Origin of the sequence: Pseudomonas sp. R9.37, assembly GCF_963878885.1 — a bacterium.
In the GTDB taxonomy this organism is placed as follows: domain Bacteria; phylum Pseudomonadota; class Gammaproteobacteria; order Pseudomonadales; family Pseudomonadaceae; genus Aquipseudomonas.
Genome location: NZ_CAWNZA010000011.1, coordinates 47,342 through 73,438, shown reverse-complemented (window position 1 = coordinate 73,438; position 26,097 = coordinate 47,342). Strand labels below are relative to the sequence as shown.

The window sequence follows — 26,097 nt, the reverse complement described above, 5'->3', positions numbered from 1 at the left end:
TGTTCTGCAGGTAACTGTGTGCGGGCTTGTGTGGGAGCTGGCTTGCCTGAGATGCAGTCACCTCGGTAGGTCAGTGAAACGGCGGTGATGCCATCGCAGGCAAGCCAGCTCCTGCATTAGATCTGTGCGTGACTTATAAATACTTAATAGTCACGAACGGACCCTATGTGTCTGAAAAGTTGTTCGGGTACACTCGGAGCCTGTAAAACCGATCCTACCGACTTACTTTTCACGTTCTCACGAGGTTTGCCATGGCTGATTACAAAGCGCCGCTGCGTGATATGCGCTTCGTCCTCAACGAAGTCTTTGAGGTCGCCACGACTTGGGCCCAATTGCCGGCATTGGCAGACACCGTGGATGCCGAAACCGTCGAGGCGATCCTTGAGGAGGCCGGCAAGGTCACTGCCAAATCCATCGCCCCGCTGAGCCGCAATGGCGACGAGCAAGGCTGCCGTTGGGCCGATACCGTGGTCAGCACGCCGGATGGTTTCCCCCAGGCCTACAAAACCTACGCCGAAGGTGGCTGGGTGGGTGTAGGCGGCGACCCTGTATTTGGCGGCATGGGCATGCCCAAGGCGGTGTCGGCCCAGGTCGAGGAAATGATCAACTCGTCGAGCCTGGCGTTTGGCCTGTATCCGATGCTGACCTCTGGCGCCTGCGTGTCGATCAACACTCACGCCAGTGAAGCACTCAAGGCCACCTACTTGCCGAAGATGTATTCCGGCGAGTGGGCCGGCTCCATGTGCCTGACTGAAGCACACGCGGGCACCGACCTGGGAATTATCCGCACCAAGGCTGAGCCGCAGGCGGACGGTTCCTACACCATCAGCGGCACCAAGATCTTCATCACTGGTGGCGAACACGACCTCACCGAAAACATTATCCATCTGGTGCTTGCCAAGCTGCCCGATGCGCCGGCCGGTCCCAAAGGCATCTCGCTGTTCCTGGTGCCCAAATTCATGGTCAATGCCGACGGCAGCCTGGGCGCGCGTAACCCGGTGAGCTGTGGCTCGATCGAACACAAGATGGGCATTCAGGCGTCTGCGACCTGCGTGATGAACTTCGACGAAGCCGTGGGTTACCTGGTGGGCGAGCCGAACCGTGGGTTGGCGGCGATGTTCACCATGATGAATTACGAGCGTCTGGGGGTGGGTATCCAGGGGCTGGCATCCGGCGAGCGCTCTTATCAGAACGCGATCGAATATGCGCGTGATCGCCTGCAAAGCCGCGCACCGACCGGCGCCCAGGCTAAAGACAAAGTGGCCGACCCGATCATCGTGCATCCGGACGTGCGCCGTATGCTGCTGACCATGAAGGCTGCGAATGAAGGCGGCCGCGCGTTCTCCACGTACGTGGCAACGCAATTGGACATCGCCAAGTTCAGCGAGGACGCCGCCGCCCGTGAGCGTGCGGACAATCTGGTGGCACTGTTGACGCCCGTCGCCAAGGCGTTCCTCAGCGACCTGGGCCTGGAAACCACCGTGCTCGGTCAGCAAGTGTTTGGCGGCCACGGCTACATTCGCGAGTGGGGCCAGGAGCAACTGGTGCGTGATGTGCGCATCACTCAGATCTACGAAGGCACCAACGGCATTCAGGCGCTGGACTTGATGGGCCGCAAGATTGTCGGCAGCAACGGCGCGTTCTATACCTTGTTCGCTGACGAGATCCGTCAGTTCATTGCCACCGCGGGCGCCCAACTGGGTGAGTTCACCCGTCCGCTGAGCGCGGCGGTGGACAACCTGGATGAGTTGACCGCCTGGGTGCTGGACCGCGCCAAGACCAACCCGAATGAAATCGGTGCAGCGTCGGTGGAATACCTGCACGCCTTTGGCTACATGGCGTACGCCTATATGTGGGCCCGCATAGCGAAGGCTGCGTGGGGCAAAGAGTCGGAGGAAGACTTCTACGCGAGCAAGCTGGGCACGGCGCGTTTCTACTTTGCGCGCCTGCTGCCGCGTATCCATTCGCTGAGTGCGTCGGTAAAAGCCGGTAGCGAATCACTGTTTTTGCTGGATGAGGCACTGTTCTAAGGGCTTGGAGGGCGTGTAAGCATTCTCTTACATGACGTGCTGCTATTCGTCCTCTATCGCCAAATTGGATCCACGGATAATCTACTTCACATGGACGTCGCGCAGGAAGCGCAAAGCAACAACACGGACACGTAGGATTCTGCCAGGACGGCGGAGTGAAATGGATGTCAGGGAAACAGTCTGCAAAACCCCGCTTCGGCGGGGTTTTCTTTTGCCCGCGAAAAAGTTAGGCAGGCGCCTCCGGGGCATTCATCACGTCTTCCAGCAGCGTGCGCAATAACGCCACCGTTGCTTGCTGGCGCTGTACGTCGCGGCACACCAGGCCCACTTTCAGCGCCACCCTGGGCTCGCTCAAGGGTTTCCACAGCAGCGCCTTGCTGTTGTGCTCATCCTGGGAGCGCCCGGGCAGTACCGTGGCCAGTTTGGTATGGGGCAGGCTGTCGAGAATCCCGACCATGGTATTCAGTTCGGCCTGCACCTGTGGGCGGCGCCCGAGGTTGGCGAGCTGGCCCTGCCAGATCTGCCGCACCTGAAACTCCTCTCCCAGTAGCAGCATCGGTAATTCGGCCGCCTGTTTCAGCGAAACCTTCTTGAATTCGCGCAGGGGATGGTCTTCGGGGATTACCACCTTCAATTCGTCTTCATACAACAGCACGCCGTGCAGCCCTGGCTGGCGCGGCGGCAGGTAGCTGATGCCGATGTCCAGCGAGCCATTGAGCAAGCGCCGTTCAATCTCCAGGCCGGTCAATTCGTAGATCTGCACCACCAGATGCGGCTGGGCCTTGCGCACGCGCTCAAGCATTTGCGGGACCAGGCTGGTGTGCACTGTTTGCAGCACGCCGATGGCCAGAGTGCGCATGGCCTGGCCCTTGAAGTTGCGCAAGGCTTCGACGGCTTGTTGCATACCGTCGAGCAGCGGCAATGCGTGGTTGTACAAGGTATGCGCGGCCAGCGTCGGCAGCAGGCGCTTGCTGCTGCGCTCGAACAGGCTCACATCCAGGTTCTGCTCCAATTGGCGAATCTGTTGCGACAGGGCTGGTTGTGAGATCGACAGACGCTCCGCAGCGCGGCCCACATGGCCTTCCTCATACACCGCGACGAAATAACGCAGTTGCTTGAAATCCATAAGACTTACTTATCGAAAAAGCTGGAAAATCGAAATGGCCGGTGGGCCCCGAGACGCCTAGTCTAGCGCCTATTCGCAAGGCTTACAGGGCCGGATCTGGCAATGAATAGCGTTTATGTTGATGGCGTTTACATAGGCAAGACAAAAAACCTCAAGGCAGTCTTTGTAGAGGATTGCGACCAAGGTCAGGTTGCCATTGGGGGTGAGGTGTGAATCTGTTTCGCCGCCCTGCACCAAGTCTGGACGATCTGATCCTCGACGCGCCGCACGAGGATCTGCCCAGCGATGCCCTGATGCCCACCGTTGCAAGGCCTGCGCAGGTCTTCGTGCGCGGCCAGGGCTCCTGGCTCTGGGACAGCGACGACCGTGCGTACCTTGATTTCAGTCAGGGCAGCGCCGCCAACAGCCTGGGCCACAGCCCGCAGGTGCTGGTCAAGGCCCTCGCCGATCAGACTCAGGCGCTGATCAACCCCGGCAATGGCTTGCACAATCGCCCCCAACTGAACCTCGTCGACCGGTTGTGCCATCACACGGGCAGTGATCAGGGATACCTGCTTAATAGCGGCGCTGAAGCCTGCGAAGCCGCGATCAAGCTGGCGCGTAAATGGGGCCAACAGCACCGCGGCGGCGCGTACCACATCATCAGCGCCAGCACCGGTTGCCATGGCCGCAGTTTCGCGGCGATGGCGGCTTCGACGGGGGCGGGTGGCAACCGTTTTGAACCGCAATTGCCGGGTTTCAGCCATGTGCCTTTCAACGACCTGCCCGCGTTGCACGCGGCGGTGGATGCGCAGACCGTGGCCATCATGCTGGAGCCGATTCAGGGCGCAGCCGGCGTTATCCCCGCCACCGAGCACTACCTCAAAGGTGTTGAACGCCTGTGTCGCGAGCTGGGAATCCTGCTGATTCTCGATGAAGTGCACACCGGGATCGGCCGTTGCGGCACCTTGCTCGTCGAACAACAGTACGGCGTGCGCGCCGACATCATCACCCTTGGCAAAGGCCTGGGCGGCGGCGTGCCGTTGGCGGCCCTGCTGGCGCGCGGCAAGGCTTGTTGCTTCGAGGTGGGCGAGCTGGATGGCACCCACCATGGCAACGCGTTGATGGCAGCGGCCGGGGAGGCGGTACTGAAGACGGTGGTGGAGGAGGGCTTTCTGGAGCAAGTGCGCGAGTTCGGCCTTTACCTTGGCGAAGGCCTTGCCCGCCTGGCTTATCGCTACGACCACGGCCAATTGCGCGGCCATGGGCTGATGTGGGGCCTGACGTTGTCGGATGATTCTGCAGATGCCGTCGTAAAAGCAGCATTGCACGAAGGATTGATCCTTAACGCCCCGCAACCCAACTGCCTGCGCTTCACCCCAGCCTTGACGGTCAGCAAAAGCAATATCGACGAAATGCTTCTACGCCTGGCTCGCGCCTTCTCCCGAGTGCGCACCGCGCAGTTGCAATGCCGCAAGGGCATCGCCGTTTAACCCACATTCCAGAACCGTCTCGCGGCCTACGCGGCGCCCTCAGCCTGATTCTTTTGGCTGGGGGCGTTTTTTTGTCTGCGCACTTCAAGGTGGCCCAGTGCCAGATCCACTGAACCCTCACGAATGCTCAAGGTCGATTAGCTACACGGCTCACACGAGCCGACTTTCTGGAGCTGACCCATGGACATCATTCGCATCATCATCGCCATTCTGCTGCCGCCACTGGGTGTGTTCCTGCAAGTGGGTTTCGCCGGCGCGTTCTGGCTGAACATCCTGCTGACCCTGTGCGGTTACTTCCCGGGCATCATCCACGCCGTGTACATCATCGCCAAACGCTAAAACTGTCAGCCTTTTGCAATGAGCCGCGAGTTGCGCTCGTTGCGAAAGGCCAATTGCTCGATGGTTTGGGTGGCGTGCTCGGCTTCTTCCCGCGCTTGCAGGATGATGCCGTGCTGCTCGGACTTGCTGCACACCGGGTCGGCGTTGCTCGCGTCGCCGGTGAGCATGAACGCCTGGCAGCGGCAGCCGCCGAAGTCCTTTTCCTTTTCATCGCATGAACGGCATGGCTCGGGCATCCAGTCGTAGCCGCGAAAGCGGTTGAAGCCAAACGAGTCGTACCAGATGTGCTGCATGCTGTGGTCGCGCACGTTGGGAAATTGCACCGGCATTTGTCGGGCACCGTGGCAGGGCAGGGCAGTGCCGTCCGGCGTTACTGTAAGAAAGATACTGCCCCAGCCGTTCATGCAGGCTTTTGGGCGTTCTTCGTAGTAGTCCGGTGTAACGAAGATCAGCTTGCACGGGTGACCTTCGGCTTCGAGCTTGGCCCGGTATTCGTTGGTGATGCGTTCGGCGCGCACCAGCTGTTCTTTGGTCGGCAACAACCCCACACGATTGAGCTGCGCCCAACCGTAGAACTGGCAGGTAGCGAGCTCGACGAAGTCTGCTTCCAGTGCGATGCACAGTTCGATGATGCGGTCGATCTTGTCGATATTGTGCCGATGCGTGACGAAGTTCAGCACCATCGGATAGCCATGCGCCTTTACCGCGCGGGCCATTTCCAGCTTTTGCGCGAAGGCTTTTTTCGACCCGGCCAGCAGGTTGTTCACTTGCTCGTCGCTGGCTTGGAAGCTGATCTGGATATGGTCCAGGCCGGCTTTCTTGAAGTCGCTGATTTTCTGCTCGGTGAGGCCGATGCCGGAGGTGATCAGGTTGGTGTAGAAGCCCAGCTTGCGCGCTTCGGCAATCAGTTCGGCGAGGTCCTGGCGTACCAGCGGTTCACCGCCGGAGAACCCCAGTTGTGCCGCGCCCATCTCCCGGGCTTCGCGAAACACTTTGATCCATTGCTCAGTGCTCAGCTCCTTGCCCTGCTCGGCGAAATCCAGCGGATTTGAGCAGTACGGGCATTGCAACGGGCAACGGTAAGTCAGCTCGGCGAGCAGCCACAGCGGCAGGCCAACAGGTGGCTTTTCAGGCAAGTTCGATCCAGTGCTCAGCACGGGCGACCTCCATGAAATCCTCGATGTCTTGACCGAGTTCAGGTACGCCGGGGAATTGTTTATCCAGCTCAGCGATGATGGCAGCCACGTCGCGTTCACCATCGATCAGACCACCGATCAACGCTGCGCTGTCGTTGAGCTTGATCATGCCTTCGGGGTAGAGCAATACGTGGCCTTTTTGCGCGGGCTCGTACTGGTAGCGATAGCCCTGGCGCCAGGTCGGTGTTCTGCTGCGATCAAAGCTCATAGGGTGATCCCTTTATGCCATACACGCTGATCAGTCACGCTGTGATACGGCGGGCGGTTCAGTTCGTAGGCCATGCTCATGGCATCCAGCATGCTCCACAAAATGTCGAGTTTGAACTGGAGAATCTCCAGCATGCGCTCCTGACCTTCGCGAGTGGTGTAGTGCTGCAACGTGATCGCCAAACCGTGCTCCACATCGCGACGGGCCTGGCCCAGGCGAGTGCGGAAATACTCATAACCGGTTGGGTCGATCCACGGATAGTGCTGCGGCCAGCTGTCGAGGCGCGACTGGTGGATCTGCGGCGCGAACAGCTCGGTCAACGAGCTGCTGGCGGCTTCCTGCCAACTGGCACGGCGGGCAAAGTTGACGTAGGCATCCACGGCAAAACGCACGCCGGGCAGCACCAGTTCCTGGGACCGCAGCTGGTCCGGGTCCAGACCAACGGCCTGGCCCAGACGCAACCAGGCTTCAATGCCGCCGTCTTCGCCGGGAGCACCGTCGTGGTCGAGCAGGCGCTGGATCCATTCGCGACGGATTTCACGGTCCGGGCAATTGGCCAGGATCGCGGCGTCTTTCAGCGGGATATTCACCTGATAGTAGAAACGGTTGGCGACCCAACCCTGGATCTGCTCGCGGGTGGCGCGGCCTTCATACATCGCCACGTGGTACGGGTGATGGATATGGTAAAAGGCGCCCTTGGCACGCAAGGCATGCTCGAACTCGGCGGGCGTCAGCGGTGTGTCAGTCATGTGGTCTGCTCCTACAATTCAATGCTCATGCCGTCGTAAGCCACTTCGACGTTACGCCGTGCCAGCTCGGCGCGTTCGGGGGAGTCTTCATCGAGGATCGGGTTGGTGTTGTTGATGTGGATCAGCACCTTGCGCTGCTCGGGCAACTGCTCCAGCACTTCGAGCATGCCGCCGGGGCCGTTCTGAGCCAGGTGGCCCATCTCGCGACCGGTGCGGGTGCCGACGCCACGGCGCTGCATTTCATCGTCGTCCCACATCGTGCCATCCACCAGCAAGCAATCGCTGCCGGCCATGATCTCCAGCAACGGCGCGTCGACCTTGCCCAGCCCAGGGGCGTAAAACAGTTTGCCGCCGGTGCGCAGGTCTTCGACGATCAGGCCGATGTTGTCGCCTGGGTGCGGGTCGAAGCGGTGCGGCGAGTAGGGCGGCGCGGCGCTGCGCAACGGCAGCGGCGTGAAACGCAGGTTGGGGCAGGCCGGGATGGTGAAGCTGGCGTCCAGCTCGATGCGGTTCCAGGCCAGGCCGCCGTTCCAGTGCGTGAGCATGGTGAACAGCGGGAAACCGGTACTCAAATCTTCATGGACCATGTCGGTGCACCACACCTGGTGCGGGCAGCCTTCGCGCAGGCTCAACAGGCCGGTGGTGTGGTCGATCTGGCTGTCCATCAGGATGATCGCGCTGATACCGGTATCGCGCAGCGCGCGGCCGGGTTGCATCGGGGCGAAGCCTTGCAGTTGCGCGCGGATATCCGGCGAAGCGTTGCACAGTACCCAATTCACGCCATCGTCGGAGATCGCGATGGACGACTGAGTGCGCGCCTGGGCCCGCAGGCTGCCGTCACGAAAACCTGCGCAGTTCACGCAGTTGCAGTTCCACTGCGGGAAGCCACCGCCGGCGGCGGAACCTAGAATCTGGACAAACATGATTGCTCCATCACGCAAAGCTCAAAACAAAAACGCCCCGGGCGAACCGAGGCGTTGTATTACTCAGCCAATCAACGGCTGGCGAAGTACATGGTGACTTCGAAACCGATACGCAGATCAGTGTAAGCAGGCTTGGACCAGGTCATATTCATACTCCTACGAAGGGATGGGACGTTCACTACTCATACATATAGTCCACCTCCAATCGGAGATGTTCAGAGGTGTGCGTATGAATGTTACGCAATTCTTTTCAAGTTAGCGCTGTCTTGATGGCAAAAGCCTTTTGCAGGGCCAGCAATGATCAGCCTGCCGTTTGCCAGGAACCGTCGATGGGCGGGCCGTTGGCCACACAGCGCCAACCGCCTGCAGCGTCATTGAGCTGCCCTGCGGCACGTTGCAGATCCTCGCGCGTGCAGGTTTGGATCAGCTGCTGAAGCGGCGTCAGATAACCCGACGAATGGCCAGCCAACTGCGCCTGCCAGAGCAGCTCGGCGGCTTGGGCGAGCGGTAATGCCTGGGCCGTGAATTGCTCTGCCAGGGTTTGGTTGCCCAGTTCGGCGCTGTTGTCGATCAACGTCGGAAGCTGCGCCAGGAAGGTCTTCACGTGCTCGAAGATCCCGGCCAAGGAAACGCTTGGGGATTGCACGCCAAACAGCAGGCCGGTTTGCCCGTTGATCTGTCGGATGCCGCTGAAAACGGCGTAGCCGACTTGCAGTTCGACCCGCAGTTTTTGGTAAAACGGCCCCTCAAGCAGATGCCCGAGCAGTCGCCATGCCGCTTCATCGGCCAGGGATTGGCTTGGCGTTGGGCAAAACAGCAGCAACGCGGCTTCGCGGGCATCGGTGTTCACTTCGTGCCAGAGTCGCTGGCCGTCGAGGGTTTTCGGCGTGTGTTCGAAGCTTGCCGGCTGGCCTGGCAATCGCGTGGCTGCGGTTTTGATCGCCGCTTCACTGGCGGCGGGCAAACCTGTTCCCAGGCCCTGCCAGCGTGCGGTGGTCCATGACGCTGGCGTCTCGCCGGCCCCGGAAGCGATGCCGGCACAGCAGGCAGGCAACGCCTTGAGCAGTTCCCGAATGGCAATCATCGGTGTTTGTGCGGGTGACAACAGCGGCCCACCGAACTGGCTCAGGTTAAGCGCCAGCGCCTCGACCACAGCCGCGATTGGTTGGTGAAGGCCGACTATTTTCACCCGCCAGTCATTGGCGAGGGTTTCGAAGGCCAATTCGACGCCCGCCTGACGCGCCTGCTCACGCAACGGCTGCAACGCATTTTCCAGGCCTGCGGGTACCAACGAATCAAAGCGCCATTGCAGGTACAGCGCGCCTTCATCGGTGCTATCCGCCAAGGCCTGACTGAAAGTCAGCGCCGCCACTTCCCGTCGTCCCCGCGAGCGATCCTGGGCGAACGTGCGCAAGCCACGGTGGGCGCTGGTCTGGCCGCGAATCAGGCCGGCGCGCTCTTGCTTGACCGCTGGGCGCAGAAAGGGGTTATTGGGCGGCAACTGCCAAGCGTGCTCGGAGGGCGGCAGGTGCAGTGACTCGAGCAGGTTCTTCAGGGCCGCCACGCCCTGTTCCGATAGAGCCTCGCTGTCGTTCCGAGCCAGGGCCAGGGCGCCCTGGATTTGCTGCTGGCGAGCGTTCAGCAAGGCGAACTCTTCTCGCAACGGCGTCCAGTCGCTCTGTGCGAAAAAGCTCAGCCAGTCGTGCAATAGCGTTTCGATCTGAGTAGCCGACCCGTCTTGAGCGATGAGGAAAAAGTCGATATCCAGCAGCGCTTGCCCGGCGAAGTGATACAGCACGGACGCGCGCAGTGCATGGGCCAGGTTTCGCGTCTGCAGCTCGGCCAGTAACCCGCCGGGCGCTGAGGCGTTCAGCCAGGTGCAGAGAAAATCCAACGCTTCGCGGGGCACGTCACAGGCAATGACGTGGTGCCGATGATTATCGGCGGTGTATTGGTAACTCACGGCTTGATCGGGCAACAGCGCAGGCGGCTCGGCCTGTGGGTGCAAAGGTCCGCAGGCCAATACCTCGCTGAATCGCTGCGCCAAGGCTTGCAGCTCGTCCAGCGGCTGCGGGCCGGCCAGGCTCAACGTCATCTGCCCGCTCTGATAGAAGTGCGTGTGAAATGCGCGCAGTGCTTGCTGAAAAGCCTCACGCTCCACCGGCAGGCTGTCTCGGTTGCCGGCGTGAAAGCCGCGCAGTGGGTGATTGGCGGCCAAGCCCTCCAGCAGCGCGACCTGTTGCTGCGCCTGGGTATCCTGGGACCATGCAACAAACTCTGCGTGCAACACTTCGCGCTCACGCAACTGGTCTTCAATTGCCAGGCGCGGGTGGGCCAACATGTCTGCCAGGCGCTCCAGCCCGTCGGCAAAGGTCGCCAGCGGCAATTCAAAGAAAAAGTCCGTCGTACGCTCCTGGGTACTCGCGTTGACCTGCCCGCCATGGCGCTGCACGTAGGCCATCAGCCCTTCATGTGCAGGAAAACGCTGTGTGCCGAGAAACAACAAATGCTCAAGAAAGTGCGCCAGACCCGGCCAGGCCAAGGGCACGTCATGGCTGCCGGCAGCCACGCGCAGCACCGCAGCGCAACGCTTCAGACGTGACGCATGGCGCAGGGAAACCCGCAGGCCATTGGCCAGGGTCAGGTGAAGGTGATGAGGGTGGGCCGGCGCAGGCATGGGCACTTCCGAAACGTAGGAGGTGGCCATGTTATCAAACCGCTGACGAACCGGCTGGGTCAGGGCTTGTGCAGTGCGCCGTACAGCTCCGGGCGGCGGTCTTGCAGGTAGTGGTTGGCGGCGCGGGCGTCGAGGATGGACTGGCGGTCCAGCGCACCGACGATCAACGTCTCATCCAGCCCGGCCTGGGCGATGCGCTGGCCATTCGGCGCGGCGATGCTGCTTTGTCCGCAATACTGAATCTCGCCTTCCTGCCCGCAGTAGTTGGCGTAGGCCACATAACACTGGTTTTCAAAGGCCCGCGCCCGCACGGTGACGTCGGCGATAAAGTCGAATGGCACCATATTGGCAGTCGGCACCAGGATCAGCTCGGCACCGGCCAGCGCCAGGCGACGGGTATTTTCCGGAAACTCCAGGTCGTAGCAGATCAAGAAGCCAAGCTTCCAGCCGTTCAATTCCACCACCGGGAAATCATCTTCCCCGGCACTGAACATCGAGTGGTCCAGGTCGCCAAACAAGTGGGTCTTGCGGTAGTTGCACAGGCGCTGGCCGTGGGCGTCGATCAACTGCACGGCGTTGTAGATCTGCCCGTCCTCGGCCCGCTCCGGGTAGCCGTACAAAATCGCCAGCCCGGCGCTTTTGGCCAGTGTGGCAATCGCTTGCGCGGATGGCCCATCCTGAGGTTCGGCAAGGGCGCCGACCGCTTCGGCGCCGATGTTGTAGCCGCTGAGAAACATCTCCGGCAGCACCAGCACATCGGCATCCGAGGCCTCATGCGCCAGTTGGTGCAGGCGCTTGAGGTTACCGGCCACATCCAGTGGCAGCGGCGGGCATTGGTACAGGGCAATGCGCATGCTCAACTCCTTAATCGGCCAGGGCGATCGGGCCGATTTCGTCAAAGACATCACCTGGCCCTGGGTTCTCGGGATGCGTGCTGCCGCCGAAGTGGGTCATGATGCCCCACACCGCGTTGAGCGAGGTTTGCACCGCGCCTTCGACCCAGGCAGGCGTCCAGGACACGTCGTCACCGGCGATGAAAATCCCGCGTTGTTCGGCGGGCATGTCCTTCTGCATGAAGTGCGCATACATCCGCTGGTTGTAGCGATAGTGGCCGGGCAACGCGCCCTTGAAAGCCCCGAGGAAATGCGGGTCGGCTTCCCACGACACAGTGATCGGGTCGCCGATGATGCGCGCCTTGATGTCGACTTTCGGGTAGATCTTTTTCAGTGCGTCGAGGGCCAGTTTCACCCGCTTGTCGATGGGCTGCGGGAGCATTTTCAGCGCGTCGCTCATCCACGAATACGACAGGCAAATCACGCCGGGCTTGTCGTCGCCGTTGTCGAACAGGTAGGTGCCACGGGTCAGGCGATCGGTGAGCGTCATGCTCATCAGGTCGCGACCGGTTTCCGGGTCTTTGTCTTTCCAGAACGGGCGGTCGACCATCACGAAGGTTTTCGACGATTGCATGTAGCGCGTGCGGTCCAGGGCCATCCACATTTTCTGCGAGAACAGGGTTTCGTCGCATTCGATCTGGGTGGTTAACAGCCAGCTTTGGCAGGTGGTCAGCACGGCGGCGTATTCACGGGTATCGCCGTAGTTGTCGGTCACGGCGAAGCGGCCATCGGCGGCGTGGGCTATGCGGCTCACACCGGCCCGCGGCGCGCCGCGATGCAACGAGCTGAGGCTGGTGCCGGCCGGCCAGTGCGCACAACGCTGTGGCACATGGCGCCAGATGCCCATGGGCACTTGCGCCACGCCGCCGACCACCAGGTGCTGGTGGTCGTCGCAATTGGTCATCACCACGCGGAAGATTTCCAGCATCGAGTTGGGGAAATCCGAGTCCCAGCCACCCGTGCCGAAACCTACCTGGCCAAACACTTCGCGGTGCGCGAACGAGAGTTTGGCAAAGGCCTTGGATGTGGCGACGAAGTCATAGAAGGTGCGGTCGTCCCACAGCGGCACGAGCTTGTTCCACAGCGCTTTGAGGCGCGGCACGTCGCGGTCGCGGATGGCTTGCTGGATGTCACCGAACTGCGAACCGGCTTCCAATGCATCGGCCCAGGCGTCGGCAACTTCCTGGAACAGCACCGGCAAGTCCGAGAGTTTTTGTGCGTAGTGGGTCTGGCCTTCCAGGTCGATCACCGTGCTACCGGAGGCCGGCGTCAGCGGGTTGGGGAAGGGTTTGGTCTCCAGGCCCAGCTTGTCCACATAGTGGTAGAACGCGGTCGACGACACCGGAAAACGCATGCCGCCCAACTCGGCGATGATGCCCTCCGCCCCTTCAAACGCCTGGGAGCGCAAGCGACCGCCCATCTTCGAGGCTTCGTACACCACCGGCTTGAGGCCCAGCTTCATCAGCTCGTAAGCGGCCACAAGACCCGCGATCCCCGCACCGACAATCGCCACCTCAGCGCCATGGTTGGCGGCCGGAATACTGCCCAGGCCGGCCGGATGCTCAATCCAGTCATCAAAGGCAAACGGAAAGTCCGGGCCGAAGATGGTGATGGGTTTTTTACCGTCGGCGGGGTGGCGATGGGTCTTGCTGATGGTGCTGGACGGAATGCTCATGGCTGACCTTACTGGCGACTCGGCGGGATGTGGCCCGTTGAGTATAGGAAAAGATGGCAGCCAGTTTAGGGAGCGTAGCGTTCGTTAATAAGACGCAAAGTGTCGTCGTATTGGATTGTTTTCAGTCAGAGTGACGAAGAAGGTGGTCAGACTGGCTGGCCACGGTCCAATTTGTTACTGAGGATGATCGACGTGGTGGTTTTTTCCACGCCATCGACACTGCCGATCTGGTCCAGCAATTGATCCAGTTGCTCCGGTGAGTCGGTGCGCAGCCAGGCCACGTAATCAAATTCGCCACTCACCGCACACAGCTGCTGCACCTGCGCCATTGCACTCAACCGACGCAACACTTCCTTGCCCGAGCGCGCTTGCACGGTGATCCCGACATACGCCTGCAAGCCACCATCGACCACACGTTGCCCGAGGCGCACGCCATAACCGGTAATCACCTGGGTTTTCTCCAGGCGCGCCAGGCGCGACGTCACCGTGGTGCGCGCGATGCCCAACTGCCGGGCGAGCATGGCCACGCTTTCACGGGCGTTGATCTGCAAGGCGGCGATCAGTTGGCGATCGATTTCATCGAGGACGGGCAAGGGCAGGGCTCCAGTGCGGGCGGCAATGGGTGGCCATGTTACAGGCTTGTGCCCGTCTGGAGCGCTGTGATCTGCGAGATCAAGGCGCCTTGCAGACTTTCGCGGCGGCGGGATCGTTCGGGATAAACGAGTCCGGCGCGCCAGGCTTGAGCACTGCGTAGCCACGGCGCCAGGGCTGGTCGTCGATCAGGTTCCAACGATGGCCGGTGCCGGTGTTGTCTTCGGCAACCAGCACTTCACCAGGATGCAGAGTGAACGTCTCGCCGCCTCGGGTGGCGAAGGCCAGGGTGCCGGAGAGGGTCATGACGTACTGCGGCTCGGGATCGTTATGCCAATCGTAAGAAGCGTGCGCCGGGGTGGTCTTGAAATGAATGGCAGTGACGTCGTTGCGCATGCTCTGGTCGATGGTGCCCTCCAGCACGTGCGATGCGTTATCTGCGCCGGTGCAGAGTTTGTACGCCTTGATGGTGGCCGGAGCGGGCGATGCTGCCTGTGCGTTGCCCAGGGTTGCGAGGGTGATGGCGAGAGCGCCTGCGGTGCGCAGGCTGAGGGTAAAAATAGACTGGACTAAGGCGCGGGGTGAACGGTTGGCGTGTGGCATGGAGCCGGGTTCCTCGTGCTTGTTGAGTGGCCGGCCATGGTCTGTGCCGCAGCAGTTGAGGACAATTAACAAATCTTTCATTGCAGACAATTGCGTGAGAGCCAGCGTCGCCTTTTCCAGACGCCAGACACGCGAAAGCCGCGCATTGCGCGGCTTTTTTGTTTGGTGGGCCCACACGGACTTGAACCGTGGACCAAAGGATTATGAGTCCTCTGCTCTGACCAACTGAGCTATAGGCCCTTGTAACAGGTCGCGGATTATAACGATGGTTTCCCTGCTGTGCCATCCGAAAAGTCTGAAACGCTCAGATGAAGAAAAGCCTCGGCAAAAAGCTCGGGCGGCAGGGGCAGGCTGACGATGTAGCCTTGCATCTGTTCACAGCCCTCGGCGGCAAGGAAGGCTTGTTGCGCGGGGTTTTCCACGCCTTCGGCGATGATGGTGAATTGCATGCTGTGGCCCAGGGCGATGATGGCGCGCACGATGGCGGCGTCGTGTGGATCGTCGGGCAAGCCGCGCACGAAGGACTGGTCGATCTTGAGGAAATCCAGCGGCAGGCGCTTGAGGTAGCTGAGGGATGAATAGCCGGTGCCGAAATCGTCAATCGCCAGCTGCACGCCCAGGCGTTTGAGTTGGTGCAGCACTTCCAGGGCTTCCTCGGCCTGGCTCATGATGAAGTTTTCGGTGATCTCCAATTGCAGGCAGCCGGGCTCCAGGCGGTAGTCGCGCAGCAGCTGTTCGATGCGCGCGAGCAGGTTTGGGTGGCGCAGTTGTGCGCCGGCAAGGTTGACCGACAGGGGGCCGAAGCCCTCATAAACCGTTTGCCAGGCGTGCAGCTGTTGGCAGGCCTGTTCCAGTACCCAATCGCCGATCTGCAGGATCATGCCGTTTTCTTCGGCGAGGGCGATGAAATGCTCAGGCGGCACGTCGCCAAAGGTTGGATGGCGCCAGCGGATCAGGGCTTCGGCGCCGATCAATTCCTGGGTGATCAGGCTCAGCTTGGGTTGGTAATACAAAAATAACTCTTCACGCTCGATGGCGCGGCGCAGTTCGTGTTCCAGGGCCACGCGCTCGTTGGCTTGGGCGGTGAGGTCACGGGTGTAGCTTTCGACGCGGTTGCGGCCCTTGGCCTTGGAGCGGTACATCGCCGCGTCGGCGTTTTTCACCAGAGTGGCGACGTCAGTGCCGTCCTGCGGGTACAGGCTGGTGCCGATACTCGCGCTGATAAAGAATTCATGCTCGCCGGCCTGGAACGGCGGCGTGAAGCAGGCCAGCAGCTTATTGGCCAGGTGCCCGGCATCGCTGGCGTGTTGCAGGCCGGGCAGCAGGATGATGAACTCATCGCCGCCCAGGCGTGCCACGGTGTCGACATCGCGCAGTTGCTCCTTGAGGCGCACGGCGATGTCCTTGAGCAGCAGGTCGCCGACGGGGTGGCCGAGGCTGTCATTGATGTGTTTGAAACGGTCCAGGTCGAGAAACAGCACGGCGCCTTGGTTGCCGCTTTCCTGCTGGCCATTCAGTGCGGCCTGCAACCGGCTTTCGAACAGGGTGCGGTTGGGCAATCCGGTCAGTGGGTCATGGTGTGCCTGGTAGTCGAGGCGCGCCTGGGCGTGCTTGAGGCTGGAGATGTCGGCAAACACGGCGACAAAGTGGGTGATCAATTGCTCACGGTTGCGCACGGCACTGATGGTCAGCCAACTGGGGTACAGCTCGCCGTTCTTGCGGCGGTTGGAAATCTCGCCCTGCCAGTGCCCTTGGGCGGTCAACTGGTGCCACATGGCCGCATAGAAGGCGCTGTCGTGCAGGCCGGAGGCGAGCAGACGCGGCGTGCTGCCGAGGGCTTCGGCTTCGCTGTAGCCGGTGATTTCGCTGAACGCGCGGTTGACGGCACTGATGTTCTGCCGTGTGTCGGTGATCAACACACCCTCGGCAGTGCTCTCGAATACCGTGGCGGCCTGTTGCAGTTTTTCCTGCATGAACTGGCGTTCGGTGATGTCTCGCGCAATGGTCAGCATGCAATCTTCATCGCCGATGGGCAGCGGCCGACTGGACACTTCGCAGAGGCGAATCTGCCCGTCGTTGCGGCGTATATGGCAGACGAAATCGCGCACAAAACCATCGCGACGCATCAGTTCCAGCATGTGCTTGCGCTCGTTCAAGTCGACCCAGATGCCCAGGTCCAGGGTTGACTGGTCGAGCGAGGTCACACTGGTGAAACCGGTAAGTCGGCTGAAGCCCTCATTCACTTCAATCAGCAGCCCGTCACGTTGACGGCTCAGCAGCAGGCCATCGGGTGAGGCGTGGAAGGCCTTGGCGAATTTCTCTTCCGAGGTTTGCAGTTGTTGCTGGGTTTCCTTGAGTTGGGTGATGTCGCGCACCACCACCACCAAGGCCTCGGTGGTGTCGAGTTGGAACGGTTCCGCCGAGATCAGCCCGGTAAACGCCTGGCCATTGCTGCGTCGGAACGACATCTCGAGGTTGCGGATGCTGGTGGTCTGCACGCGTTGCAGCAGGTCGGGCCCGACGCCCGGAATGCCCCAGATATTCAATTCTGTGGCGGTCTTGCCCACCACGTCCTCGGCGCTCAGGCCGATCTGGTCTTCGAACGCCTTGTTGACCTCCAGCAGGCAGCCATCGGACATCCGCGCAATCACCAGGATGTCCGGACATTGCTGGAACACCGAGGCAAATTTCTGCTCGGAAAGCTGCAGGGCTTCTTCGGTGCGCTTGGCTTCGCTGATATCGATCATCAAGCCGCGCAGCACCGGCTCGTGGCCGTGCTCGATAAGGCTGACAATGTCGCGTACCCACAGGCAGCGCCCGTCGGCGGTGATGACTCGGTAATCGAGGCTGTGGTCGCGGTTGGCACGGGTTTCCCGGTAGCAGTAGGCCTCGGCGCGGGTCAGGTCGGCGGGGTGGATAATGTTGCGCCAGAACCCTGGAATCAGCCAATGCGCGCGGGGGTAGCCGAGCAGGTCCTCGGCATGCGGCGACACGTAGCTGTAGGTGAAGTCTGTAATGCTGGCTTCCCAGGCGATGGCGGACAGGCTCTCCACCAGGCCGCGGTAGTGGTATTCGCTGCTGCGCAGTTCTTGCTCAAGGGCAACCCGCCGGGATATTTCCGAACTGAGCCGACGATTGATCCGAATCACGATGGCCAGCACGGTACTCAACAGCAGCACGGCTGGCAGGCCGTACATCAGCAGGTCGGCCCAGAATGTGCGGTGATCGGTGAAGCTGCCTACCCAGTGTTGCTGGATGGCGTCGGTTTCGTCCGAGCTGAGGTCGGCGAGTACCTTGTCGAGGATACCCACCAGCATTTTCTCATCGCGCGGTACGGCCATTGCCAGTTGATAGCGGTAGGGCGTTTCTCCGCTGACGTATAACCCATCGAGTTTGAGTTGGCGCAGGCTCCAGACGCTGGAGGCGAGGTCACCGACGACCGCATCCACTTCATCAGTGGCCAGGGCTTGCAGCGTCGAGCTGACGTTGGGCATGGCCACCAGGTTGAGGTCGGGATGATGGGTGCGCAGCAGTTCGTGAGGTGCGTAGTTTTCCACCACGGCGATCTTCAGCCCGTAAAGGTCCTTGAGGTTGCGCGGTTTGGCGCCGCCTTCGTGGGCGAGGATGACAATGGGAAAGTCCAGATAAGGCCGTGTGAAGGCCAGGAAACCCTGGCGCTCCGGGGTGGACATGATGCCGGGCAGCAGGTCGAGCTGGTTGTTTTTGGCCTGTTCGAGCACGGCGGTCCAGTTGGCGGGCTCGATCAGTTTGATCCTGACGCCCAAGCGGTCCTGGATCAGGCGTACATAGTCGGCGGCAAGGCCCTGATAACGACCATTTTCGTCACGGTATTCGAAGGGTGGCCAAGAGGTGTCCACTCCCAGTCGCAGCTCCTGATGGTCCGCCAGCCAGCCACGCTCTTCATCGGTGAGAGTCAACGCGCCAGCCGTTGCGGTCCAGGTGAGCAGCGACAGCAGTATCACGGTCGGCAGTCTGGGCATAACGGTCTCGTTATGGCACGGGGAATGTTTCGAGTGTAGACGGGCATTGCGGGGGAGGGGTGTTGCGCGGCAGTTAATCTGTAGAAAGTGATCTGCACAAAGCAAAACCCCCGGCCTGGGCCGGGGGTTCTGGTATCACTCGTCGAGGAAGGAGCGCAGATGCTCGCTTCGCGTCGGGTGGCGCAGCTTGCGCAGTGCCTTGGCTTCGATCTGACGGATCCGCTCACGGGTCACGTCAAACTGCTTACCGACTTCCTCAAGGGTGTGGTCGGTATTCATGTCGATGCCGAAACGCATGCGCAGTACCTTGGCTTCACGGGCAGTGAGGCCGGACAGTACGTCGCGAGTCGCTTCTTTCAGGCTCTCAACAGTGGCGACATCGATTGGCGACTGCATGGTCGAGTCTTCGATGAAGTCACCCAGATGGGAGTCTTCGTCATCACCAATCGGCGTTTCCATGGAGATCGGCTCTTTAGCGATCTTCAATACCTTGCGGATTTTATCCTCAGGCATTTCCATGCGTTCGCCCAGCTCTTCCGGGGTCGGTTCGCGACCCATTTCCTGCAACATCTGCCGGGAAATACGGTTGAGCTTGTTGATCGTCTCGATCATGTGCACCGGAATACGGATGGTGCGGGCCTGGTCGGCGATCGAGCGAGTGATCGCCTGACGGATCCACCAGGTGGCATAAGTCGAGAACTTGTAGCCGCGACGGTATTCGAACTTGTCCACAGCCTTCATCAAGCCGATGTTGCCTTCCTGGATCAGATCGAGGAATTGCAGGCCACGGTTGGTGTACTTTTTGGCGATGGAGATCACCAGACGCAAGTTCGCTTCAACCATCTCTTTCTTCGCGCGGCGGGCTTTGGCCTCACCGATCGACATGCGACGGTTGATGTCCTTGATTTCGGCAATCGTCAGACCGGTTTCAGTCTCAAGCGCAGTCAGCTTCTGCTGGCAACGGATGATATCGGGCTGCAGACGACCAATGGCTTCGGCGTATTTCGCCTTGCCTTTGGCCAGTGCGTCGGTCCAGCTTTCGTCAACTTCGTTGCCCGGGAACTGGCGCAGGAAGTCAGCACGCGGCATGCGCGCATCACGTACGCACAGCTGCATGATTGCGCGCTCTTGGGCACGCAGACGCTCAAGGGCACTGCGAACACGCTCAACCAGGCCTTCGAATTGCTTCGGCACCAGCTTGATCGGCATGAACAGCTCAGCCAGGGCGATCAGCTCGGCAATGGCCTGCTTGTTGCCACGACCGTGCTTTTTCAGGGCCTTGCGGGTGATTTCCATTTGATCGGAAACCGCACCGAAACGCTGGGCAGCGATGATCGGGTCCGGACCGCTTTCAACTTCATCTTCGTCGTCGCTGCTGGCTTCAGCATCGTCGTCTTCGGAATCGTCGTCGGCTTTCGCGGCTTTCGCATCGACAGGCGGCGGTACTTCGGCAGCAGGCGGCGCAATGCCATCGTCCGGGTCGATATAACCGCTCAGAACGTCGGACAGGCGGCCACCTTCGGTGGTAACGCGGGTGTACTCGGAGAGAATGTGGTCAACCGTGCCAGGGAAGTGCGCAATTGCGCCCATCACTTCACGGATGCCCTCTTCGATACGCTTGGCGATTTCAATTTCGCCTTCGCGTGTCAGCAACTCGACCGTACCCATTTCACGCATGTACATGCGCACAGGGTCCGTCGTGCGACCGATATCGGTCTCCACTGCTGCCAACGCTGCTGCTGCCTCTTCGGCCGCGGCCTCGTCAGTATCGGCGTCGGCCAGCATAAGGGAATCCTTATCTGGCGCAGTTTCGAATACGTTGATCCCCATGTCGTTAATCATGCGGATGATGTCTTCCACCTGCTCTGGATCTGAAATATCCTCAGGCAGGTGGTCGTTGACCTCGGCGTAAGTCAGGTAACCCTGCTCACGACCCAGTGTGATCAACTCTTTGATACGAGACTGCTGTTGCGCTTTTCCGGACATAACACCCTATCCACTGAAGGTCTTGGCGGGCAAAAAACAAGCCGAGGATTATACCCGAGCTATGACCTCACACGCCAGCTGAGGTCGGGTTTGATGCGGAAACATTCTGTTTTAAGAGGTCGCGCATCTGTTTTGCTATCTGAATCTGCTCTTCAGCCGATAATCCCGGCTGCCTTGCTCTCTTGATGAGTTCATCGAGGGTCTGCGTGTGCTGACCCGCGGATAACCTAGTAATGGTGTCTAAAAACTGTTGTTCAAGGTTATCGCCGTCAATAAGCCACTCCTTTTCTGCGAGTGCTTTCAAGAGGCGGCCTTGTTCGGTGCCATGCCAGCGAGCCATCAACTGAATTGAGTTTAGCTTAGGATTTTTCTGTACCGCCTCGATCAAGGCGATCAGTACCTGAGCGTACGTGTTGCTCTCGTTGGCAAAATGATCGGCGCTCTCAACTTTCTTCGCCAATTGCGGGTAGTGGATCAGCGTGCGCAACGCAATAAGCGTCGGGGCTTCCACCGCCACCGGCGTGCGTGGCGCGTAGGCCTCATCGCGATCACCGCGCTTACCGTTCTTGCTCCAGGGTTTCTTGTCCCATTTCTTGCCGCCGGCGCCGGGTTTCTTCGGTGTCCACTCCTGCTGGGGCGCGTAGCCCTCCTGCGGTTGGTGAAAGTCCGAGTAATCCGGCATGGCGTCGTAATCCATGCCTGGGTCGTAAGCCGGCGGCGCGTCTTGCGGTGCGTTGTGCACCAGCTGGCTGACGGCCTCGCCACTCAAGCCGGTGATTTCCAGCAGGCGCATGCGCATCAGTGATTTCAGGTTGGCGCCCGGCACTTTGTCGATCAACGGCGCCGCGAGCGTGGCCATGTGGGCCTTGCCTTCAAGGGAGCGCGGGTCGGCTTCTTCGGTCAACTGCTGGAAGAAATAGTCCGCCAGTGGCTGCGCATGTTGATTGATGCGCGCGCGGAACGCGTCGGTGCCTTCGGAGCGCACCAGGGTGTCCGGGTCTTCACCTTCCGGCAGAAACAGAAAGCGCGCACGGCGGCCATCCTGCAGGCTCGACAGCGTGGCCTCGAGCGCGCGCCAGGCGGCGTTGCGGCCGGCCTGGTCGCCGTCGAAGCAGAACAGCACGCTGGGCACCACGCGAAACAGGCGCTTCATGTGTTCTTCGCTGGTGGCGGTGCCCAGGGTGGCCACGGCATTGCGCAGTCCTTGCTGGGCGAGGGCGATCACGTCCATGTAGCCCTCAACCACGATGATTTCATCGAGGTTGCGGTTGTTTTTACGCGCTTCGAACAGGCCGTAGAGTTCCTGGCCCTTGTGAAACACCGGGGTTTCCGGGGAGTTCAGGTACTTGGGTTTGTCGTCGCCGAGCACGCGGCCGCCGAACGCGATGATCCGGCCACGGCTGTCGCGGATCGGAAACATCACGCGGTCGCGGAAGCGGTCATAGCGCTTGCCGGTCTCGGCGTTTTCCACCAGCAGGCCGGCGTCGATCATGGCTTTCTGCTGCAGGGTGTCGCTGCTCAGGTGCTTATAGAGGTTGTCCCAGCCTGGCGGCGCGAAACCGAGGCCGAAGTCTCGGGCAATTTCACCGGTGAGGCCGCGCCCCTTGAGGTATTCGACAGCGGCCTTGCGCTGCGGATGGCTTTTGAGCGCCTGACGGTAGAAGTCGGCAGCGGCCGTCAGCAGCGGGTACAGCGGCGAGTCGGTGGGTTGCCGCGGTTTGTGCGGGCGGCCACTTTCTTCGCGGGGGATTTCCATGCCGGCGGCTTTGGCCAGGTCCTCGATAGCCTGGGGGAAGTCCAGGTTGTCGTGGTCCATGAGAAAGCCGAGGGCATTGCCGCCCGCGCCGCAGCCGAAGCAGTAGTAGAACTGCTTGTCGGGGCTGACGCTGAACGAGGGGGTCTTTTCTTTGTGGAACGGGCAGCAGGCGGTGTAGTTTTTGCCGGCCTTTTTCAGTTGCACGCGCGAGCTGACAACATCGACGATGTCGGTGCGGTTCAGAAGGTCGTCAATAAAGCTCTGGGGAATTAGCCCGGCCATGGCGTTCTCGTCATCACTGCGTATCAATGAGGCCCGCGAAGTGCTCAGGCGCACACATTGTGCGGCTCGATCAACTGTCGTCTGGTTGGGCTGTCAGGGAGTGTATCTGCCGAACATTCACTGACGTTAATTTCTATCAGTGTTCGGCCTGGAAATGTTGCCCGGGCGTCCGGTGTTGGCCAATGGCGGGCCTCGGAAACGCATCGTTGGGCACAGCCGACACAGTTGATCGTCTGTTTGAAGAATGAGTGTGCTCGTCAGTAGCCTTGTTAGGCTCGTCAGAAGAGACGCGCACCGCTGGCAAAAGAGCCAGTCCTGACGTGTGAAGCAGTGTCTCGGTCGCGTGTGCGGCGTCGACGGTGAAGCATCAAGCGATATCCGCAAATGCCAATAGCCCGGCTGAGGGCCGGGCTTGGCAGAAGCTTGCTACGTAAGTCTGTGTATTAGTACAGACGAACGGCGCGGCGCTGCTCGCGCTGAACTTTCTTAGCGTGACGCTTAACAGCGGCTGCTGCTTTGCGCTTACGCTCAGAAGTTGGCTTCTCATAAAATTCGCGGCTACGAACTTCAGCCAGAACACCGGCTTTTTCGCAGGAGCGCTTGAAACGACGCAGAGCTACGTCGAAGGGTTCGTTCTCTTTTACTTTGACGGCTGGCATCCAGAGCTACCTTCTTTCATTACCGGGAATCAACGTTCTCGTCGCAAAAAATTCGCGGCTGAGGTCGTCGGTTTTTAAGGGTTGCGGATGTTAACCCCTCATTGCCCGGAATGCAAAGCCTCTGATCGAAAACCGCTAGTCGGGAGGGGGAGTGGCGACTATTATGCGCGCCTTCGAATTCAGCCTCTACAAGGCGCAAACCCATGCTAGTACTGGGACTTGAAACCTCCTGCGACGAAACCGGTGTCGCACTTTACGACAGTGAACGCGGGCTTTTGGCCGATGCACTGTTCAGCCAGATCGACCTGCACCGCGCCTATGGCGGGGTGGTGCCGGAGCTCGCCAGCCGCGATCACGTCAAGCGCATGCTGCCGTTGATTCGCCAGGTGCTGGACGAGGCCGGCTGCGTGCCGACCGAGATCGACGCGATTGCCTACACCGCCGGCCCCGGATTGGTCGGAGCCCTGCTGGTTGGGGCTTCTTGCGCCCAGGCGCTGGCGTTCGCCTGGGGCATTCCGGCCCTCGGCGTGCACCACATGGAAGGCCATTTACTGGCGCCCATGCTGGAAAAAACACCGCCACAGTTCCCGTTCGTCGCTTTGTTGGTTTCGGGTGGGCATACGCAGCTGGTTCAGGTCGATGCGATTGGCCAATACACGCTGCTGGGTGAGTCTCTGGACGATGCCGCCGGTGAAGCGTTCGACAAGACGGCGAAGATGATGGGCCTCAATTATCCCGGCGGTCCGGAAATCGCGCGTCTTGCCGAAAAAGGCGTGCCGGGCCGTTACACCTTCCCGCGTCCGATGTGCGATCGCCCGGGCTTGATGTTCAGCTTCAGCGGCTTGAAAACCTCCGCACTGAACACCTGGCAGCAAAGCGTCAGCGCCGGGGACGACAGTGAGCAAGCCCGTTGCGACATCGCACTGGCGTTCCAGCAGGCCGTGGTGGAGACTTTGACCATCAAGTGCAAGCGCGCCCTGAAACAGGCGGGCATGAAGCGCCTGGTGATCGCAGGCGGCGTCAGCGCCAACAAAGCGCTGCGCACCTCGTTGGAAAAAATGCTCGGCGACATGCAGGGCGACGTGTTTTATGCGCGCCCTGAGTTCTGCACCGACAACGGTGCAATGATCGCCTATGCCGGCTGCCAGCGTCTGCAGGCCGGCCAGCATGAAAGCCTGGCGATCAGCGTGCAGGCACGCTGGCCGATGGAGCAACTTTCACCGCTGTAAGGGCTCACGTGAGCCGGGCTCATCGAACGTATTTAAAAATGCCGTTCGCGCCCGGCAAACAGGTCGCGTAAATTGCCGCGGTGGCGCCAGACGATCAGCAGCGTCAGCACGCTCATCGGCAACAGCGCTGCAGGCGCCTGCCAGGCCAGCAATGGCAGGGTGAGCGGCGTGGCGATCAGTGCGGCCAGCGAGCTGGTGCGGGTCAGGTAGAACGTCAACAGCCAGGCCAGCACCGCCAGCAGCGCCGCTGGAGGGTAAACCCCCAGCAGCATGCCGGCCGCCGTGGCGACACCCTTGCCGCCGCGAAAGCGGAAGTACAGCGGAAACAGATGGCCGAGGACAGCGCACACGCCCACCCAGGCCTGCTGTTGCAGGGTGAGGCCGGCGAGGCTGGCGATGAGTACGGGCAACAGGCCCTTGCAGATATCGCCCAGCAGCGTCAGCACGGCGAGTTTTTTGCCGGCCAGGCGCAACATGTTGGTGGCACCGGCATTGCCTGAGCCACTCATTCGCGGATCGGGATTTCCCGTCAGGCGGCTGAGCAAAATGGCGAAGGACAGCGAGCCGAGCAGGTAGGCGAGAATCGCCAGTGACCAAAACATGCTAACTATTCCGGGCGAGGACGCCCTGATTCTAACGGGGCAACGCGCCCTTGTCGTGCTGCGGAGAAGAGCTTGGACAGAGTGTTTATCGAAGGCCTGGAAGTCGACACCGTGATCGGGGCCTACGACTGGGAGCGCGGCATCAAGCAATGCCTGCGCCTGGACCTGAGTTTCGCCTGGGACAATCGCCCTGCCGCCGCGGGCGACGACCTGACCCTGGCGCTCGATTACGCCAGCGTGTCCGCGCGTATTCAGGCCTTTGCCGAGCAGTCCCAGTACCAGCTGGTAGAAACCTTCGCCGAACGCCTGGCTGAAGTGTTGATGAGCGAATTCCAGATTCCCTGGTTGCGCCTCAAGCTGACCAAGCCGGGTGCCGTGCCGGCAGCCAAAGGCGTGGGCGTGGAGATCGAGCGCGGATGTCGCTAACTCAGGTTTACCTTGGTCTTGGCAGCAATATCGAGCGCGAGCGCCATCTGCGCGCCGGCCTGGATGCATTGGCGAGCTTCTTGACGGATGTGCGCTGCTCACCTGTGTTCGAAAGCCAGCCGGTGGGGATCAAAAGCGGACCGTTTTTCAACCTGGTGGTGTCGGCCTATACCGACTTGCCGTTGATGGAGCTGGATCGCCGGTTGAAATTCATCGAGGCTGACAATGGCCGCTATGCACCGGACCGCAAAGGGCTACCGTTGGACATCGACGTGCTGTTGTACGGCGAATTAGCCGGGAATTTCGACGGCTTGATCCTGCCGCGCGCAGAAATCCTCAAAAACGCTTTTGTGTTATGGCCGCTGTCGTTGATGGCGCCGGAGCGCGTGCATCCTGAGGTGGGCAAGACATTGGCCGAGCTGTGGCGCGATGCGCAGATCGACCAGGTGCTGGCACCTGTCGCGTTCGAATGGCAAAACCAGCCACTCACCCCGAAAAATCTCCTGTAACGCCCGTCTGCCCGGATTCAAAGGTAGACGCTCTCGCAAATCCCAGTGGCGAGCGGGCTTGCCCCGCGTCGGGCTGCGTAGCAGCCCCACAACAGGCGCTGAGTTTTACCAGCAAATTTCAACGCCTTTACTGGGGCTGCTGTGCAACCCAGTGCGGGGCAAGCC

The 26,097-nt window shown here is 60.7% G+C and carries 22 protein-coding genes and 1 tRNA gene; 6 read left to right on the top strand and 17 right to left on the bottom strand.

The features are described 5' to 3' along the window. Positions 1 to 251 precede the first annotated feature (251 nt). A complete protein-coding gene (locus tag AACU78_RS06995; protein WP_106575542.1) occupies positions 252 to 2,030 on the top strand; it encodes an acyl-CoA dehydrogenase C-terminal domain-containing protein in 1,779 nt (592 codons plus the stop codon). Between the two features lie 226 nt (positions 2,031 to 2,256). Here AACU78_RS06995 and AACU78_RS06990 read toward each other — a convergent pair whose 3' ends face one another. Continuing rightward, positions 2,257 to 3,156, bottom strand: a complete 900-nt coding sequence (locus tag AACU78_RS06990; protein WP_106575541.1) for a LysR family transcriptional regulator — start codon at positions 3,154 to 3,156, stop codon at positions 2,257 to 2,259. A 209-nt stretch (positions 3,157 to 3,365) separates the two neighbouring features. Here AACU78_RS06990 and AACU78_RS06985 point away from each other — a divergent pair, with 209 nt between their 5' ends. Both AACU78_RS06985 and AACU78_RS06980 read left to right on the top strand, forming a co-directional pair. Then, the gene (locus AACU78_RS06985) at positions 3,366 to 4,628 is read left to right on the top strand and encodes an aspartate aminotransferase family protein (RefSeq protein WP_106575540.1); all 1,263 of its coding nucleotides are present in this window, start codon (positions 3,366 to 3,368) and stop codon (positions 4,626 to 4,628) included. A gap of 180 nt (positions 4,629 to 4,808) precedes the next feature. Continuing rightward, complete coding sequence (locus AACU78_RS06980; RefSeq protein WP_010207008.1) at positions 4,809 to 4,967, top strand: YqaE/Pmp3 family membrane protein; 159 nt, start codon at positions 4,809 to 4,811, stop codon at positions 4,965 to 4,967. 5 nt (positions 4,968 to 4,972) lie between these two features. Here AACU78_RS06980 and pqqE read toward each other — a convergent pair whose 3' ends face one another. The 15 genes from pqqE to rpsU form a co-directional block, all read right to left on the bottom strand. Then, positions 4,973 to 6,124, bottom strand: a complete 1,152-nt coding sequence (pqqE, locus tag AACU78_RS06975) for a pyrroloquinoline quinone biosynthesis protein PqqE (RefSeq protein ID WP_106575539.1) — start codon at positions 6,122 to 6,124, stop codon at positions 4,973 to 4,975. Next, on the bottom strand, positions 6,096 to 6,371 hold the full coding sequence (gene pqqD / locus AACU78_RS06970) for a pyrroloquinoline quinone biosynthesis peptide chaperone PqqD (RefSeq protein ID WP_017138041.1): 276 nt from the start codon (positions 6,369 to 6,371) through the stop codon (positions 6,096 to 6,098). Before pqqD ends, pqqE begins: the two co-directional genes overlap by 29 nt. Beyond that, positions 6,368 to 7,120, bottom strand: a complete 753-nt coding sequence (pqqC, locus tag AACU78_RS06965) for a pyrroloquinoline-quinone synthase PqqC (RefSeq protein WP_106575538.1) — start codon at positions 7,118 to 7,120, stop codon at positions 6,368 to 6,370. Before pqqC ends, pqqD begins: the two co-directional genes overlap by 4 nt. Before the next feature lie 11 nt (positions 7,121 to 7,131). After that, positions 7,132 to 8,043, bottom strand: coding sequence for a pyrroloquinoline quinone biosynthesis protein PqqB (gene pqqB / locus AACU78_RS06960; RefSeq protein ID WP_106575537.1), 912 nt, complete (start codon positions 8,041 to 8,043; stop codon positions 7,132 to 7,134). A gap of 71 nt (positions 8,044 to 8,114) precedes the next feature. Continuing rightward, positions 8,115 to 8,189, bottom strand: a complete 75-nt coding sequence (pqqA, locus tag AACU78_RS06955; RefSeq protein ID WP_003194766.1) for a pyrroloquinoline quinone precursor peptide PqqA — start codon at positions 8,187 to 8,189, stop codon at positions 8,115 to 8,117. A gap of 155 nt (positions 8,190 to 8,344) precedes the next feature. Continuing rightward, complete coding sequence (pqqF, locus tag AACU78_RS06950; RefSeq protein WP_106575536.1) at positions 8,345 to 10,720, bottom strand: pyrroloquinoline quinone biosynthesis protein PqqF; 2,376 nt, start codon at positions 10,718 to 10,720, stop codon at positions 8,345 to 8,347. Positions 10,721 to 10,779: 59 nt separating this feature from the next. Continuing rightward, positions 10,780 to 11,574 carry a carbon-nitrogen hydrolase family protein gene (locus AACU78_RS06945; protein ID WP_106575535.1) on the bottom strand — a complete coding sequence of 265 codons (795 nt, stop codon included), beginning with the start codon at positions 11,572 to 11,574 and terminating at the stop codon, positions 10,780 to 10,782. 10 nt (positions 11,575 to 11,584) lie between these two features. Then, a complete protein-coding gene (locus tag AACU78_RS06940; protein ID WP_106576069.1) occupies positions 11,585 to 13,267 on the bottom strand; it encodes a flavin monoamine oxidase family protein in 1,683 nt (560 codons plus the stop codon). A 167-nt stretch (positions 13,268 to 13,434) separates the two neighbouring features. Further along, entirely contained in the window at positions 13,435 to 13,881 is a 447-nt protein-coding gene (locus tag AACU78_RS06935) for an Lrp/AsnC family transcriptional regulator (RefSeq protein ID WP_106575534.1), read from the bottom strand. 79 nt (positions 13,882 to 13,960) lie between these two features. Next, positions 13,961 to 14,482, bottom strand: coding sequence for a cupin domain-containing protein (locus tag AACU78_RS06930; RefSeq protein ID WP_106576068.1), 522 nt, complete (start codon positions 14,480 to 14,482; stop codon positions 13,961 to 13,963). Positions 14,483 to 14,645: 163 nt separating this feature from the next. Continuing rightward, positions 14,646 to 14,722, bottom strand: a tRNA-Ile gene (locus tag AACU78_RS06925). A gap of 17 nt (positions 14,723 to 14,739) precedes the next feature. Then, positions 14,740 to 18,483: an EAL domain-containing protein gene (locus tag AACU78_RS06920; protein WP_106575533.1), complete on the bottom strand. Its 3,744-nt coding sequence runs from the start codon at positions 18,481 to 18,483 to the stop codon at positions 14,740 to 14,742. A gap of 135 nt (positions 18,484 to 18,618) precedes the next feature. Further along, positions 18,619 to 20,469, bottom strand: coding sequence for an RNA polymerase sigma factor RpoD (rpoD, locus tag AACU78_RS06915; protein ID WP_106575532.1), 1,851 nt, complete (start codon positions 20,467 to 20,469; stop codon positions 18,619 to 18,621). A gap of 67 nt (positions 20,470 to 20,536) precedes the next feature. Next, positions 20,537 to 22,507, bottom strand: a complete 1,971-nt coding sequence (gene dnaG / locus AACU78_RS06910) for a DNA primase (RefSeq protein ID WP_106575531.1) — start codon at positions 22,505 to 22,507, stop codon at positions 20,537 to 20,539. Positions 22,508 to 22,950: 443 nt separating this feature from the next. Further along, complete coding sequence (gene rpsU, locus AACU78_RS06905) at positions 22,951 to 23,166, bottom strand: 30S ribosomal protein S21 (RefSeq protein ID WP_002551877.1); 216 nt, start codon at positions 23,164 to 23,166, stop codon at positions 22,951 to 22,953. Positions 23,167 to 23,369: 203 nt separating this feature from the next. On the opposite strand from rpsU, the gene tsaD reads away from it, so the two are divergent. Continuing rightward, complete coding sequence (gene tsaD, locus AACU78_RS06900; protein WP_106575530.1) at positions 23,370 to 24,395, top strand: tRNA (adenosine(37)-N6)-threonylcarbamoyltransferase complex transferase subunit TsaD; 1,026 nt, start codon at positions 23,370 to 23,372, stop codon at positions 24,393 to 24,395. Positions 24,396 to 24,427: 32 nt separating this feature from the next. On the opposite strand, the gene plsY is transcribed toward tsaD, so the two are convergent. Beyond that, a complete protein-coding gene (gene plsY / locus AACU78_RS06895; RefSeq protein WP_106575529.1) occupies positions 24,428 to 24,997 on the bottom strand; it encodes a glycerol-3-phosphate 1-O-acyltransferase PlsY in 570 nt (189 codons plus the stop codon). 72 nt (positions 24,998 to 25,069) lie between these two features. Between plsY and folB the strand changes: the two genes are divergently transcribed. Both folB and folK read left to right on the top strand, forming a co-directional pair. Beyond that, entirely contained in the window at positions 25,070 to 25,423 is a 354-nt protein-coding gene (gene folB, locus AACU78_RS06890) for a dihydroneopterin aldolase (RefSeq protein ID WP_106575528.1), read from the top strand. After that, on the top strand, positions 25,414 to 25,932 hold the full coding sequence (folK, locus tag AACU78_RS06885; RefSeq protein WP_106575527.1) for a 2-amino-4-hydroxy-6-hydroxymethyldihydropteridine diphosphokinase: 519 nt from the start codon (positions 25,414 to 25,416) through the stop codon (positions 25,930 to 25,932). The genes folB and folK overlap by 10 nt, the downstream gene beginning before the upstream one ends. Positions 25,933 to 26,097 lie beyond the last annotated feature (165 nt).

Coding starts and splice junctions, on each gene's coding strand:
- AACU78_RS06995 (WP_106575542.1), top strand. CDS start 252: ATGGCTGATTACAAAGCGCCGCTGCGTGATATGCGCTTCGTCCTCAAC.
- AACU78_RS06990 (WP_106575541.1), bottom strand. CDS start 3,156: ATGGATTTCAAGCAACTGCGTTATTTCGTCGCGGTGTATGAGGAAGGC.
- AACU78_RS06980 (WP_010207008.1), top strand. CDS start 4,809: ATGGACATCATTCGCATCATCATCGCCATTCTGCTGCCGCCACTGGGT.
- pqqD (WP_017138041.1), bottom strand. CDS start 6,371: ATGAGCTTTGATCGCAGCAGAACACCGACCTGGCGCCAGGGCTATCGC.
- pqqC (WP_106575538.1), bottom strand. CDS start 7,120: ATGACTGACACACCGCTGACGCCCGCCGAGTTCGAGCATGCCTTGCGT.
- pqqB (WP_106575537.1), bottom strand. CDS start 8,043: ATGTTTGTCCAGATTCTAGGTTCCGCCGCCGGCGGTGGCTTCCCGCAG.
- pqqF (WP_106575536.1), bottom strand. CDS start 10,720: ATGCCTGCGCCGGCCCACCCTCATCACCTTCACCTGACCCTGGCCAAT.
- AACU78_RS06945 (WP_106575535.1), bottom strand. CDS start 11,574: ATGCGCATTGCCCTGTACCAATGCCCGCCGCTGCCACTGGATGTGGCC.
- AACU78_RS06930 (WP_106576068.1), bottom strand. CDS start 14,482: ATGCCACACGCCAACCGTTCACCCCGCGCCTTAGTCCAGTCTATTTTT.
- AACU78_RS06920 (WP_106575533.1), bottom strand. CDS start 18,483: ATGCCCAGACTGCCGACCGTGATACTGCTGTCGCTGCTCACCTGGACC.
- rpoD (WP_106575532.1), bottom strand. CDS start 20,469: ATGTCCGGAAAAGCGCAACAGCAGTCTCGTATCAAAGAGTTGATCACA.
- dnaG (WP_106575531.1), bottom strand. CDS start 22,507: ATGGCCGGGCTAATTCCCCAGAGCTTTATTGACGACCTTCTGAACCGC.
- rpsU (WP_002551877.1), bottom strand. CDS start 23,166: ATGCCAGCCGTCAAAGTAAAAGAGAACGAACCCTTCGACGTAGCTCTG.
- tsaD (WP_106575530.1), top strand. CDS start 23,370: ATGCTAGTACTGGGACTTGAAACCTCCTGCGACGAAACCGGTGTCGCA.
- plsY (WP_106575529.1), bottom strand. CDS start 24,997: ATGTTTTGGTCACTGGCGATTCTCGCCTACCTGCTCGGCTCGCTGTCC.
- folK (WP_106575527.1), top strand. CDS start 25,414: ATGTCGCTAACTCAGGTTTACCTTGGTCTTGGCAGCAATATCGAGCGC.